This is a genomic window from Timaviella obliquedivisa GSE-PSE-MK23-08B, assembly GCA_019358855.1.
Taxonomy (GTDB): Bacteria; Cyanobacteriota; Cyanobacteriia; order Elainellales; family Elainellaceae; genus Timaviella; species Timaviella obliquedivisa.
The window spans coordinates 104,170-117,280 of sequence record JAHHII010000001.1; the positions used below are offsets into that span (position 1 = coordinate 104,170).

14 protein-coding genes are annotated in these 13,111 nt (G+C 45.5%); 3 read left to right on the plus strand and 11 right to left on the minus strand.

The window, feature by feature from the left end:
* Positions 1 to 294 precede the first annotated feature (294 nt).
* Positions 295 to 864 (plus strand): hypothetical protein, encoded by a 570-nt coding sequence (locus KME11_00505; protein MBW4513687.1) that lies wholly within the window; start codon positions 295 to 297, stop codon positions 862 to 864.
* 235 nt (positions 865 to 1,099) lie between these two features.
* On the opposite strand, the gene KME11_00510 is transcribed toward KME11_00505, so the two are convergent.
* The 10 genes from KME11_00510 to KME11_00555 all read right to left on the minus strand — a co-directional run bounded on the left by KME11_00510 (position 1,100) and on the right by KME11_00555 (position 9,874).
* Entirely contained in the window at positions 1,100 to 2,737 is a 1,638-nt protein-coding gene (locus KME11_00510; GenBank protein ID MBW4513688.1) for a restriction endonuclease subunit S, read from the minus strand.
* Positions 2,738 to 2,850: 113 nt separating this feature from the next.
* Positions 2,851 to 3,078 carry a type II toxin-antitoxin system HicA family toxin gene (locus KME11_00515; GenBank protein MBW4513689.1) on the minus strand — a complete coding sequence of 76 codons (228 nt, stop codon included), beginning with the start codon at positions 3,076 to 3,078 and terminating at the stop codon, positions 2,851 to 2,853.
* Positions 3,075 to 3,272, minus strand: a complete 198-nt coding sequence (locus KME11_00520; protein ID MBW4513690.1) for a type II toxin-antitoxin system HicB family antitoxin — start codon at positions 3,270 to 3,272, stop codon at positions 3,075 to 3,077. The genes KME11_00515 and KME11_00520 overlap by 4 nt, the downstream gene beginning before the upstream one ends.
* A gap of 33 nt (positions 3,273 to 3,305) precedes the next feature.
* A complete protein-coding gene (locus KME11_00525; GenBank protein ID MBW4513691.1) occupies positions 3,306 to 3,668 on the minus strand; it encodes a hypothetical protein in 363 nt (120 codons plus the stop codon).
* A gap of 22 nt (positions 3,669 to 3,690) precedes the next feature.
* Entirely contained in the window at positions 3,691 to 4,044 is a 354-nt protein-coding gene (locus KME11_00530) for a DUF5615 family PIN-like protein (GenBank protein MBW4513692.1), read from the minus strand.
* Complete coding sequence (locus KME11_00535; protein MBW4513693.1) at positions 4,041 to 4,277, minus strand: DUF433 domain-containing protein; 237 nt, start codon at positions 4,275 to 4,277, stop codon at positions 4,041 to 4,043. Before KME11_00535 ends, KME11_00530 begins: the two co-directional genes overlap by 4 nt.
* An 894-nt stretch (positions 4,278 to 5,171) precedes the next feature.
* A complete protein-coding gene (locus tag KME11_00540) occupies positions 5,172 to 5,555 on the minus strand; it encodes a type II toxin-antitoxin system VapC family toxin (GenBank protein ID MBW4513694.1) in 384 nt (127 codons plus the stop codon).
* A gap of 7 nt (positions 5,556 to 5,562) precedes the next feature.
* Positions 5,563 to 5,826: a hypothetical protein gene (locus KME11_00545; GenBank protein ID MBW4513695.1), complete on the minus strand. Its 264-nt coding sequence runs from the start codon at positions 5,824 to 5,826 to the stop codon at positions 5,563 to 5,565.
* A 1-nt stretch (position 5,827) separates the two neighbouring features.
* Positions 5,828 to 7,309 (minus strand): type I restriction-modification system subunit M, encoded by a 1,482-nt coding sequence (locus KME11_00550; GenBank protein ID MBW4513696.1) that lies wholly within the window; start codon positions 7,307 to 7,309, stop codon positions 5,828 to 5,830.
* 210 nt (positions 7,310 to 7,519) lie between these two features.
* Positions 7,520 to 9,874, minus strand: a complete 2,355-nt coding sequence (locus KME11_00555) for a DEAD/DEAH box helicase family protein (GenBank protein MBW4513697.1) — start codon at positions 9,872 to 9,874, stop codon at positions 7,520 to 7,522.
* Between the two features lie 243 nt (positions 9,875 to 10,117).
* On the opposite strand from KME11_00555, the gene KME11_00560 reads away from it, so the two are divergent.
* Positions 10,118 to 10,753, plus strand: coding sequence for a CHRD domain-containing protein (locus tag KME11_00560; GenBank protein MBW4513698.1), 636 nt, complete (start codon positions 10,118 to 10,120; stop codon positions 10,751 to 10,753).
* A gap of 398 nt (positions 10,754 to 11,151) precedes the next feature.
* Here the strand turns inward: KME11_00560 and KME11_00565 are convergent, their stop codons facing one another.
* A complete protein-coding gene (locus KME11_00565; protein MBW4513699.1) occupies positions 11,152 to 12,174 on the minus strand; it encodes a hypothetical protein in 1,023 nt (340 codons plus the stop codon).
* A gap of 119 nt (positions 12,175 to 12,293) precedes the next feature.
* On the opposite strand from KME11_00565, the gene KME11_00570 reads away from it, so the two are divergent.
* Complete coding sequence (locus KME11_00570; GenBank protein ID MBW4513700.1) at positions 12,294 to 12,854, plus strand: YIP1 family protein; 561 nt, start codon at positions 12,294 to 12,296, stop codon at positions 12,852 to 12,854.
* Positions 12,855 to 13,111: the final 257 nt, after the last annotated feature.

Consider the following 13,111-nt stretch of genomic DNA (forward strand, 5'->3'; position numbering starts at 1 on the left):
GATGATTTTGTGCTTGGTTCTCTTTGGTTAACCTAGTGGTGTCGATTATTCTCTGGGTGTCTGTGACAAAGCGGTTAGGTAAGTCTCCTTGGTTGCTTCTACGGTTCCTCGTGCCGCTTGTCAATATGGCGCTGATTGGCTATTTGGCGTTTGCTTAAACCACTGCCCTTGATTTTAAAGGTATATAGACCTAAAGACGATCGCCTCCCATAAGTTGAGAGGCGATCGTCTTTTCATCCCTGCTAAAATTGGAGAGAACGGTAAATTGCTCTCTCCCAGTGCCCAGGGTTTGATATGAAACAGTCTAAGAACGTTCATAGAAAAAAGCTTTTCCTGGGGTTGGTGCGCCGCTACCCTGTTGCCTCTGTTGTTGGTTTATGGATGACTTTATTGTTCTTGGCAGGGCTTTCTACGGCTGCACTCATGAACGTAAATCATAGCCAAACAACCCAAACAACCCAGATTTCTGCAACGGAGCCTTCGACCTCTCTACTCACGCAGCCTGCCACAGTAGAACAACCCAAACAGGTATTGCCGTGGTTGTCGTTTGGGGCGATCGCTTTAAGCTGCACTTTAGGTTGCCTCATGCTTTCCCAAAGCTTTCGTTCGGCTGGCTATCAACCCGTTCAACGTAAACCTTTTAAGGCTAGAAGCTTTACGCCTCTAAAATCAGCCGAAGCAGATCGCCAAGATGCCCCTGTTGCTGCCGAGCGATCGCAGCCCAACGAATCATCTAGTACGCCATTCGCGACTTCAGTTACAGTTGTGCCTACCCAACAAAATCATCCGCTCGATTGGGACGAACCTAGCCTTGCAGACAGTCTTGATATGCGCCAACGACGACCTTTGTCTCACTGGCTTTAATCTCAGATAGCTCGCTCCCCTAAGGGAGTTGCGTGAAAATAAAACACTAGTGAGATGCATTGGCTTTTTAGCCCCCTAAATCCCCCATTCTGGGGGACTTTGACAGGTTCGGAAGTCCCCCAGAATGGGGGATTTAGGGGGCGGTTCGGGGCGTTATTTAATCGCAACTCCCTAAGGTCTTGCATACAGAAAGTCAGGGTTGGATTACTTTTGATTGTAGCCAATGACTACGGAATTAAATTTTGAGATGCGCGATCGCTGACTTTACAAAGGTTTCTGCTCGTTGCTGACTCTGACGCAAACTTTCCTCAAGGCGATCGCACATCTGCATCAGTTCATCTACTTTAGTTACAATGCGCTTTTGTTCAGCAAGAGGTGGGAGGGGAATCGGCAAATTACGAATCTGCTCTCTAGTAATATTTTTCATCGAATCACTAGTCCCCGTGCCTTCTCCCCCATAGTATTGACGTGCTAAATCACTGTTGTTGCAAAGATTAAAAAATCTCTTTTCCAAGCAATCAGGAAACAGAACTCTAAGAGTTTTATCATTTAGCAAAAGTTGAGGTGGTGTATGTTCGACAACTACACTTTTCCCTACAAGCTCGCTTGTGTTAGCTCGTGACATAATAAAATCATTAGCCTTAATTTCAGACTCTTTTCTTGGCTCTATACTGGCAGGTAAAGCTTTATTTTCACTGGGGTTAAATCTATTCCAGGACACAGCACTGATTTTTATCACTCCCCATTCAGATTTATTTTTAGGACGTTTCTCACATTGAGGACTTGCTCCTGCTTCAATGTCCAGAATTAGATTACCAAATCTTTTCCAAGCCCAAGTGTTTGGAATTTCATAGGGCAAATCGCCATCTTCAATAGGAAGTGTTAAAGCATCTCGAATTTTCTTTGCTTCGATTAAAGTTTTCTTCTCGTCTGTAACTCTTACTAGTAAATCAAGAACAGATTCATCAGTGAAATCTTGAGGAAGGAGTTTACCTCTCACCGCCAACTGCAAAACCGATCGCCTCAAATCATCCACATCTTTAGGATCTTGGCTAAGCTCACACCAGTTATCACGAACGATCGCCCATCCTTGCTCCAATTTCTCATCTGTTTCGGCACTCATGAGAGCAGCGATCGCGCTTTTCCTCAGCTTTTGCCGTAGGTTTTCTTGCGTTTGATTGGCGAGGTGAAGGCGATCGCATAGCGCCATCAATTCATCTACTTTTGCAACAATTCGTTTCTGTTCAGCTAAAGGTGGAAGAGGATAAATAAAGTTTTGAATCGATTGAAGTCCTACGTTAGGTTGGGTTGTTTTGTTAATATATCTGTCAATCTCGGACTTAACCAGTTTGGATAGAGAGTAATAATAAGAGTATTTTGGTTCTACATAACCATGAAAATTCTTGATGGTAGCGCAAGAGTAAGAAGCTAAAAAATCAATATCAACCTCAACTAGCCTATTCTCTCCAATGGTTCCATATCTCGGAAAAATAATATCCCACTTAGTAGGCTGTACTTTTTTTCTTAATCGCTCAAAATCCTCAACGGCAATCTTCTTAGCTCTTTCAAAGTCAATGACATTATCCTTTTTAAAGTCTCTAGGTGAGACATAGGGTATTCCTTCAGAAACTTCTGTAGGCATCTTATGATCAATATCACCTATGTGCAAAGCTATATCATTCCACCGACACCAACACCAATTATCAGGTAAAGAATAAGGCTGCTCATCTTCTTGAACTGGAGTGAGAGGACGTTGCTTTGCAAGCTTTTTAGATTTCTCAAGCTTTTGCTTCTCAATCACTATTTGATTTCTTAATAGTTCAGCAGGTTCATCTTCGGGATTTTGGGGAACTAATTTTCCTCGGACTGCCAAATCGAGGATGAGCGATCGCAATTTTGCAATACCGTTGGGCGATTGGGCGATCGTGTTGAAGTTTTCGAGGAAGGTTTTGAGATTCATTAAGTCATTAATCTATTAAGGTTCTGCTACAGCAGCTTTAGAAAATCATCTACACTGATTCGAGCTTGTTTCAAAATTTGAGATAGTGTCGATCTTTTGACAGGTCGATGAGCAGGAACAGTAATCTTCAATGTTTCATCGGATATTCTTTTCTCCAGGCGAATGTGGCTACCTCGCTGCCGTACAACCTCCCATCCATCTCTCGTAAATGCTGCAAGAATTTCACGATAAGAGAGACTCGGAACTTTACTCATACCACCAGTTCCCTAACAATTATTCCTTCTGAAAAGTTTTCTTCAATAGGCTCTAAATAAAGCGCGATCGCCTCTTGAATATTTGCCAATGCCCCATCTATGCTTTCACCTTCACTAATGCAACCCGGTAACGAGGGCACATAGATTGTGTATCCCCCCTCATCACTTGGTTCTAGAACAACTTGTAGTTTCATAATTGCCTCCAATAATAAAATTACTTAATTAAATTATTCACCCCAATCAAACTTGCGTTGTTCTGTAAGCCGAGCATCGATTTCATCCAGGCTCAAATTTCCCCAACTTCCTTTTGTCTCTTTCAAAATCTTCTCAACCTCAGCAACTCTTTTCTCATAGTTAACATCACCGTTCTGATCTTTAGATCCTTGTGAAATTAAATCAATAAAGTCACTAACCTGCTGTAAAGTCGATTCTGGAAGGTTATGTAATTTTGTAATAATAGTGTCTCGCATTGTCATAATAATCATCTCCTTTTTTTTCATGAGTGAAGAATAAGGCGATCGCAATTTTGCAATACCGTTAGGCGATTGGGCGATCGGGTTGAAGTTTTCGAGGAAGGTTTTGAGATTCATCAAATAATTTTATGACTAGGATTTATTGATGAACAATCAGAGTATCGCGGCTTAGTTCGAGATAGCTGTGTTGCTCAAATAGCTCAATAATTTGCATCAGATTGTTTAGAAATAATGTCTCCAATTCAAAGTTCCTGATATTGCCCTTTGTTACCAACAGCAGCTTATACGGTTGTTGCCGAATCAAAAATGATTCCAGAAAATCTGCATCCTTTGTAATCACAATCCGCTCCTCAGCCATTGAAAGCTGGTTAATCACAGCATCAGGTGTTGAATTCTGATCAGGTAATTCCCTTGTATGCACAACATCCTGCCCCGCTTTCTGCAAACACCATGCCAGCCGTAACGGTAACTGGGCATCTACTAAAAATTTCATGAAGCAATCTTATAAATACTCTTTACCTGGCTTAACCGTGCTGCGTATAGCAGCGAAGCTAAAATATCATCTGCTTCCAAATCTTCATAGTCTGCCAAAATTTCCTCAGTAGTCATACCCGAACTCAGCAATTCCAGCAAAAACTCAACCGGATACCTAAGATTTCGGACACAAGGCTTACCGTGACAAATTTCTGAGTTGAGCGTAATGCGTTGTAAAAGACCTTCCCTCATTGTTTAGCTCCCGCTGAATGCTTCAAACACAGATGCCAGGACTGAGTTACCGCTCATAGAATCATCTCTTCTTAGCGGAGTAAATTCTTCAATATGAATCGGATTCTTAAGTAGATGTAGTAAAAAGTTACTGGCTTGCGCATCCTCGACTTGCTTAATCAAAATCACTTTCACATTCCTGCGCTGTTCAAAATCCTGTCTATACTGCTCAGGGATCTCAGAGGATGTCTGAGCAGTATCAAAGATTCTTACACTTGCCCCCTAAATCCCCCATTCTGGGGGACTTCCGAACCAGCCCTTCTTCAAAGTCCCCCAGAATGGGGGATTTAGGGGGCGGATCGGATAGTAATCTAGACTTTTCAGACATCCTCTCAATTTTCCCATCTTTAATCGTTGCCTGAAATTCAACTGCTTTCATAAAGAATCCCACTTACTTAACTTTATTTATTTGACCTTGTAAAACCTTCAAGATTCCCAATTGTCCCGTTCCTGTCAAATAAATGCATCTACTTCATTAACATTGGCAAAACTTTGCTTAGCCGTACCTATCATATTTTGCAAATGTCGCTTGCTCTTGGAAGAAGATTCTACTAAAACAATTACCTCTACCCTAGCTCCTACTGGCAGTTCAACAGACTGTCACTCAATTACACCACCGGGTTTAACAATTACCTGTTGTCGGATTGCATCAATCATGGAGAGCCCCTAAATCAAAATATCGTTATTATCAATCCTATGTTTTTTCTAAGCAGATTTGCAAGGCAGTCTTCAAAGCCATTCGCGCCTCGTCTGCCGCCGCTGCCGCCTCCTGATATTGCTGAAGTAGGGCGATCGGGTTGAAGTTTTCTAGGAAATCTTTCAGATTTATTTGCCCTGTTTACCAATTTTTAGTCATCAAGGTACTTCATAAGGATTCACCATAAGCAATCCATCAATTTGTGTAAAGTCACGGATGTTTCTCGTCACCAATCTCAACCCATCGACAAGTGCTGTTGCAGCAACTATTGCATCAGGAAGCTTAATTTTATGTGCTTTTCTAATTTTAATCGCCTGTTCCGCAACCTCTAAACTAAGCGATATCTCTATCAAACTAGCAAGTAACTCTCTTGCTTGAGCTTCAGCCAATTTGGGCTGTTGAAAGCCTAAAAGCTCAATCTTGGAAACAATAGAATATGCACCCTCTCCCACCAGACCATCTTCCAAAAACGTATTCCCTCTCTCATTTAAAGACCCATTTAATTGATAAATCAAAATATTGCTATCGAAAAGATACTGCATGGCACTCCTATTCACCCCAATCTTCTCGACGCTGGCGATCGAGTTCAGCATCTATTTCATCCGGTGTTCGACTGCCCCAGCTTCCACGAGTAGATATTAATACCTTCCTCGCTCGCTCTCTTGCTTCAGTCAAAGTCTGAGGTGCCGAATGGTTTTCTGGCTGGGTTGCTTCAGGCTTAAGCTGATCCATCACATGACTCATCACCTGCCATTGTTCTTCAGGCGTTAATTGATCGATGTTATTCAAAACCTGCTGGAGTAAAGCGTTCATATCACTTTCTCGGTGTAGTAGATTGCTCTAAACACAATTGTAAGGCAGTCTTCAAAGCCATTCGCGCCTCGTCTGCCGCCGCCGCCGCCGCCTGATATTGCTTCAACAGAGCAATCGGGTCTTCATGAACATTCTCCGGCGTATTCGGGTTTTTAATATCCAGGTTGTAGCCATTAGCAGCGATCGCTTCAACCGACACTTTCCAAGCAAACTCAGTTTCCTCCCGGTGATCCCACCAGGCTTTCTCCACCTCAAACTCCTCAATTCGCATCGGCTTCGTCTTGTTATAAGACTTCGCCCCCGGCGGGTAAGGATGCTCGTAATACCAAACCTCAGCCGTTGGCGTGCCCTTCGTAAAAAACAAAATATTAGTCCGAATGATAGTGTACGGACTAAACACCCCATTCGGCAGCCGCACGATCGTATGCAAATTACAGTCCCGCAGCAGCTTCTCCTTAATCCGCGTCTTAATCCCTTCGCCAAACAACGTCCCATCTGGCAGCACGATCGCCGCCCGACCTCCCGGCTTCAGCAACTCCATCACCAGCACCAAAAACAAATCCGCCGTCTCCCGCGTCTGAAACTCCGTCGGAAAACCCCGCTCAATGCCATCCTCCTCCATGCCCCCAAACGGCGGATTCGTCACCACAATATCCACCTGATCCTCGCGCCCATAGTCTCGCAGCGGCTTCCGCAGCGTATTATCATGGCGCACATTCGTTGGCACTTCAATGCCATGCACCATCATATTGGTCACACAAAGCAGATGCGGTAGCTGCTTTTTCTCCACCCCCAAAACGCTCCGCTTCACCTGCTCCAAATCTTTCGGTGATTTGATTTGCTGCTTCAAATGCTCGTAGGCATAGGTCAAAAAGCCGCCCGTTCCACACGCCGGATCAAGCACTTTCTCGCCCAACTGTGGGTTCACCCGATCGATCGCAAACTGAGTCAGCGCCCTGGGCGTATAAAACTCTCCCGCATTGCCTGCACTTTGGAGATCCTTCAGAATCTGCTCATACAGATCGCCAAACAAATGCAGCGTTTTCGACTGGTTAAAATCAATGCTTGCATTAATCTTGTCTACCACCTGACGCAGCAACGTCCCCGACTTCATGTAGTTGTAGGCATCCTCAAACACACTGCGCAGCAGGAGCGATCGCTGCTGTGCCACACCCTCCAAATCCTTCCCATCTAGTGCCTTAAGCTGAGGAAACAATCGCCCATCAATCACTTCTAGCAGATCCGTTCCAGTGGGCGTATCCTTTCCTAACTTAGTGCTATCTGCCCAATCATTCCACCGCAACCCAACTGGAATTGGCGACTCATACTCATCTACATCCAGTTCCAACTGCGCATCCTGGTCGCTAAAAATCTTATAAAACAGCATCCAGCCCAACTGTCCAATCCGCTGGGCATCGCCATCCACCCCCACATCCTTCCGCATGATGTCTTGAATAGATTTGATAGTGGCGCTCAGTGACATACAAATGTTCTCTTTAGTAAGACCAAGAGGATGTCTGAGAAGTCTAGATTGCTATCCGATCCGCTCCCTAAATCCCCCATTCTGGGGGACTTTGAAGGAGCATTGGTTCGGAAGTGCCCCAGAATGGGGGGTTGGGGGGCGAGTGTAAGAATCTTTGATACTTCTCAGACATCCTCTAAGAAACAGTTGTACCTTAATCATGACCCAGCATCAAGCACCCGGATCTTCGTAAAGCAGTTGCTCTAGCTCTCGAATTGCTGCCTGATACTGCTTCTTACCTCCAAAACTTCCGACCAGTTCCACCGGAGTTCCCAGCGTTGTAAACGGATCAAGCTGCAATACCCTGACATTCTCGATCGCCACTACTCCTTGATCGGCATATTTCTCTAGCAGCGCCACCAAAACCGCCCGCGCCATTTCACCATACTTAGCAAACACATCTCGCTTCTGCACTTGTTTAACCCGTTCTCTGCGCGTCAGCGGCGGGCGATCGAACGCCACATGGCAAATCAAATCAAAAAGGTCATAATCCTTGCCCACCATGTCCTCCAGCGCTTCTAAAATTACGCCCTGCTCTCTCAACTCATCCAAAATTGCTTGCTTGCGATCGGCAATCTGCCACTGATGTAAGAAGCGATCGAGAGACTGATACGCCTCATTGACCGTGCGGCGAGTGTAGTCTTTTAAGGATTCCGTCGTCAGCTTGCCATCCTTGTCGTAATAGCTCACCCGCTCCTTTGCCACCACAAACTCTTGACGGCTCACCTGATATTTAAAACTTACTCCTGTGCCATTCTCACGTCCGGGTTCACCCTCATCTCCGCCTTCAGTTCCCTCGCGTCCCGGATCAGCAGGCTTCTTCTCTTTGCCAAAATCCTCATCCTGAAGCGGCGTTCCATCCCAATCTGGGTCATCAAAAAGCAGAGTCGCCCCCCGAAAATCAATAATTGTAAAAAAGTTTTTGCCATAATCGGGGCGCAACCGAGTTCCCCGCCCAATAATTTGCTTAAACTCCGTCATCGACTGAATGCGCTGATCCAACACAATGACCTGACAAGTCTGAGCATCTACTCCCGTCGTCATTAGCTTAGAAGTCGTCGCAATCACCGGATAGGTTTCTTTAGGATTAATGAAATTATCAAGCTGTGCCTTACCCTCCTTCTCATCTCCGGTAATTCGCATTACATAGCGATGATCTTTTAGCACTAACTCTCGATTCAGATCCACCTGAGTCAAAGCTTCCCGCATCCGTTCCGCATGGTCAATGTTCTCGCAGAAAATAATAGTTTTCCGCATCGGATCGCCGTCATGAAGAAATTGGCTGACATACTCCGCCACCTGCTGAGTCCGTTGGTCGAACACAATGTTGCGATCGTAGTCTCGCAGGTTGTAGTCGCGTTCCTCAATCCGTTGCCCCCGATCATCAGATTCCCCTGCCTCTGGAGTCCAGCCCTCTAGATCTTTATCTAAACCGACCTGAATTCGTCGGAACGGAGCCAGAAAACCATCCTCAATTCCTTGTTTAAGCGAGTACTGAAAAATTGGCTTACCAAAGTAATCAATATTCGAGACGTATTTCGTTTCTTTGGGCGTAGCCGTCAGACCGACCTGCACCGCCGTTGAAAAGTAATCCAGCACCTGCCGCCAATTAGAATCATCTGCCGCACTGCCCCGGTGACACTCATCAATCACGACCAAATCAAAGAAATCGCGATCGAACTTTTCGTAAAGATTATCTCGCTCGTCATTGCCAATGATTGCCTGATACAGCCCCAGATAGATTTCGTAGGAAGTATTGATCCGTCCCATTTCATCAACAAGTTTGCGATCGAGCTTGCTCATGACCTCGCCAAACGGACGAAAATCATTAATGATCGTTTGATCTACCAAGGAATTGCGATCGGCAAGAAACAAGACCCGTTTTGCCACCTTTGTCTTCCACAACCGCCAGATAATATTGAACACTGTAAAAGTTTTACCCGCTCCCGTCGCCATCACCAACAAACAACGCTTCTGTCCACGGGCGATCGCCTCAACGGTACGATTTACTGCAAGCTGCTGATAATAACGAGGTTCCTTCCCACCAATCTCAATAAAATAAGAAGAAGTCAACAAATCCTCATTAGCATTTTGTAGATCTTGCCACTGCTTATACCGTTCCCACAGTTCATCCGGCGATGGAAACGCATCCAAACTAATCTGCTGTTCCACTGGGCTGTAGGTGCCGCTTCGGTCATGGAACACAAACGCATCTCCATTAGAAGAAAAGACAAACGGCACTTGCAAAGCCGCCGCATAGCCTAAAGCCTGTTGAATTCCTGCCCCAACGCTGTGGCAATTGTCTTTTGCTTCAATGACCGCGATCGGTTGATTGGGCTGATAGAACAGCAAATAATCTGCAAACTTCTTTTTTCCTCGACCCGTTAACTGACCTCGAACCAGCATTTGACCATCGGTGAAATAGTACTCCCGACGCACCTGGCTCTTTTTCCAACCTGCATCATAGATTGCAGGCGTAACGTAGCGATCGCAGATATCAGATTCGCTGAGGTCTTTCTTGCTCATTCTCTAGGGCTAAAACTTAGGGGCATGTCTCTAGAGTATGCCCTTCAACCTAACCGCCTAGTCGAACTACTCAAGACTTCACGGTTTAGAGAGAGAACATCAAGGGCAATTACAAGGGCAATTCATTGGAATGCATCCAAATCATTACGAACAGAGTACTTCTGATGAGCAGACTTCACCAGACTGCTGAGTGACGAGTCAAAATAAATCACAATCAAGGACGTAATTATGCATAACGAGAAGATGCGGAGCGCAAACAAACTCATGCGTCGTTTCCTGATGGGAGCTTTGACGTGTCTGTTATTAGCCACTCTATCTACGCCTGCGTTGAGTCAGTTTACATCTAAGGTGCCAACGCAGCAGAGCCAAACGGTGACTGATTCCATGTCTGTAGGAAAAATGCTGGATATTAGTCTAGAGTCAGCTAAATCTACACTCGTGGCACAAGGAATGACTGAGAGTAAGATGAAGTCGTATGTGGCGGTATTAAGTAAGCAAAATGTCGTGCCGACTTCGCCGATGACCAATGCCCAGGGAGCAGTTGGCGGAGTTTTAGTGGGCGATCGCTTTGTTGTGCGCGGCAACTTTAGCAGCTTATCGAGCGCTATGCGAGACTATGGCACTGACCCCATTACTCCACCTAATCCCAACATTACCTCTGCCTTTCATATCCATCAAGGCGAACCCACTGAGAATGGACCCTTTCAGTACGCGCTCAATGTAACAACAGATGAAACAGGACGAAAGGGCAGCGCCATGGGAGAATACGCGCTGACAGCGGAGCAGGTTCAAGCGCTTTCTGAGGGCAAGCTGTATGTAGATTTGCACACGACGATGAACCGGGCTGGAGAACTGCGCGGTATACTCATGCCGTATTAATGGGTGATGTCGGGTTGGAGTTTTAGAGCCAACACCGATATTATTGATATTAAAAATTGGCGTTAATCAGCAGTATTATCGGTACACGCAGACGCTAACGTGATCGTTTAAAGGTTGATGTACAGTGTCAAGTTAAACGACATGGGGACAAATTCGGCGTTGCTGAACAATAGTATGAACCTATTCAAAGTCCCTTTCCTTTAGGAGAGGGATTTAGGGAGAGGTCTACCTAGCTGCGTTGTCGACTCGACCTAACCCCTAGCCCCTTCCCTAAGAGGGCAGGGGAACAGGATTTCATACTTGCATTCAGCAATGCCACAAATTCATTTCATCAAGTAAATCTGACTGTTGCGTACTTTCAAAATTGAGGTTGATGCAATTTGTCCTTGCCACTGTTATTAATTCACTGGTGAAGACGGAATTGACCAGATTGGCAATCGATTAACTTTTTGAAGGCTAAGCTCGACATATTGAGTGTTGGCGGGGTTAGCGATCGCCAACCCAAAATATCCTTCCTCGCCATCATGGGTATGAGAACCACTGCTCATAGTGGTATATCGCCCTTGCCGACGGGCTTGATTGAAGGGAGAACCCACCACCCAATGCCAGCGCGAAGCGAACACAATCTGGGTGATGTCCTCAACCCAATCTCGCTCGCCATGCAAGTGATATACCTGATCTACCGTATCAAAACCATTCTCACCATTAAACGTTCCTCCCATCGAAACGACCGTTAAGCGTGCATTCAGCCACTGATCTAGGTAAGAAACTGCCCCCAAGGCGACTTGCACGCCACCGCTTGTACCAATCAGGATGACATTCAGCGGCTGTTGGTGGGAGCTTGGAATGGAATGAGCCGCATTCATACGGTCAATAATGGCATCAGCAATCCCCCGGTTGTAAATCGCCCCATAGCGATCGTCGGCAGAGATAGCAAACCGCCAGAGATTGCGAATCTTGATGAGAATATCCGCATTTTCCAGCCAACCATCTGCCTGTTTAGCTGCTTCCCAAAGCGGAGCCAGCAATCGTTCTCCATTCAAATCTTGATTAGCAGCAGAGTAGGGAAACACATCGCGAACCGCAACGCAGTTTGGATGCCACTCAACCAGGCGATTCAAAAACCGCTCTTCTCCTGGGGTCAACTGGTTAGCGGAGAAGTCTCCAACACCGGGTAGGAAGACAATGTAGCAGTTAATTGTTGAGGATGGAGTGGTTGAAGTTGCCCGATCGATCGCTGAAAGTTTCTCTAATTGATCTTTCTTCAAGCCCAGACTTTCAGTACTCTGCCTTAGCCACCAAACAATCGTACCAACTGGTGCTAACGTCCCCCAAACCAGCAGAATAAACCCTGCCAGCAGCAATAGCCGGAAAGTTCCACCGCGCAACCCTGTCCACATTCGTTTAGTCACCTGAAGCATGATAGGTCAGGAAGCACTTGTCCCATAAACCTGTTTTGAAGAAGAATCCAAAACCCAGTACCCTATACTCTAACCAACATGATTTTAGCAAGCATCTCTCATTAGCCATATCAATTTCTGTGAACCATCATTCGTCTCATACCACATTTTGGACAACCCTACGGAATGCTTTAGCATTGAACGCCAACTTCTACGAAGACGTTCGCAATACTTCTAAGAATCGTCGCATTGCTCGAATCATCGTGTTCTTGGCAGCTTTGTCTTACATGATAGGAAGTTCGGTCATTTTGTTGATTAACCGGGCAACGGTTTCCATACTGCTTCCAGCCCTGTTGTTCAATGGATTAATTGTGATCGTAGGCTATTACTTCTGGACATTTGTCGTGTTTAAGGTTGGCCAGTGGTTGAAGCCAATTGACCCAACGTATAGAGATTTGCTTAGTCCAATCGGGTTTGCCTACGCGCCACAAGTCCTAAACTTTTTGACGCTCATTCCCCTACTAGGACAACCCATTGGACTAATTTTGTCGGTTTGGAGCCTGCTGGCAGTAATTGTGTCGGTTCGTCAGGGATTAGACATTCGCACTCGTTGGGCAGGACTGATTTGCTTGCTCGGATGGATACCGATTCAGATCGTAATTGGGTCTGTTCAAGTCCTGGAACAAGAACTGGTGAAATAGGCAGGGAATAACACTATCACCCTCGACTTGTTACCCGTGTTGAGCGAGAATTTAACTTACCGATAGAAAGCCTTAGTTCGTCTTGTGCCATCTGAACTGCATCGACGGTATCAAAACGTGCCGCCGATCTAAGTGTGCAGACCAAAGTGGAAAGTTTGGTTGACAGTTGTATAGAGCAGCAGAATTAGCATATTAGGGAAAAGCTGGTAAATTTTCTAATGTTGCACAATGAAGGGATTAACACGAGAATGTAACCC

Coding starts and splice junctions, on each gene's coding strand:
- KME11_00535 (MBW4513693.1), bottom strand. CDS start 4,277: ATGAGGGAAGGTCTTTTACAACGCATTACGCTCAACTCAGAAATTTGT.
- KME11_00515 (MBW4513689.1), bottom strand. CDS start 3,078: ATGAGTAAAGTTCCGAGTCTCTCTTATCGTGAAATTCTTGCAGCATTT.
- KME11_00530 (MBW4513692.1), bottom strand. CDS start 4,044: ATGAAATTTTTAGTAGATGCCCAGTTACCGTTACGGCTGGCATGGTGT.
- KME11_00565 (MBW4513699.1), bottom strand. CDS start 12,174: ATGCTTCAGGTGACTAAACGAATGTGGACAGGGTTGCGCGGTGGAACT.
- KME11_00560 (MBW4513698.1), top strand. CDS start 10,118: ATGCGGAGCGCAAACAAACTCATGCGTCGTTTCCTGATGGGAGCTTTG.
- KME11_00525 (MBW4513691.1), bottom strand. CDS start 3,668: ATGAATCTCAAAACCTTCCTCGAAAACTTCAACCCGATCGCCCAATCG.
- KME11_00505 (MBW4513687.1), top strand. CDS start 295: ATGAAACAGTCTAAGAACGTTCATAGAAAAAAGCTTTTCCTGGGGTTG.
- KME11_00555 (MBW4513697.1), bottom strand. CDS start 9,874: ATGAGCAAGAAAGACCTCAGCGAATCTGATATCTGCGATCGCTACGTT.
- KME11_00520 (MBW4513690.1), bottom strand. CDS start 3,272: ATGAAACTACAAGTTGTTCTAGAACCAAGTGATGAGGGGGGATACACA.
- KME11_00540 (MBW4513694.1), bottom strand. CDS start 5,555: ATGCAGTATCTTTTCGATAGCAATATTTTGATTTATCAATTAAATGGG.
- KME11_00545 (MBW4513695.1), bottom strand. CDS start 5,826: ATGAACGCTTTACTCCAGCAGGTTTTGAATAACATCGATCAATTAACG.
- KME11_00550 (MBW4513696.1), bottom strand. CDS start 7,309: ATGTCACTGAGCGCCACTATCAAATCTATTCAAGACATCATGCGGAAG.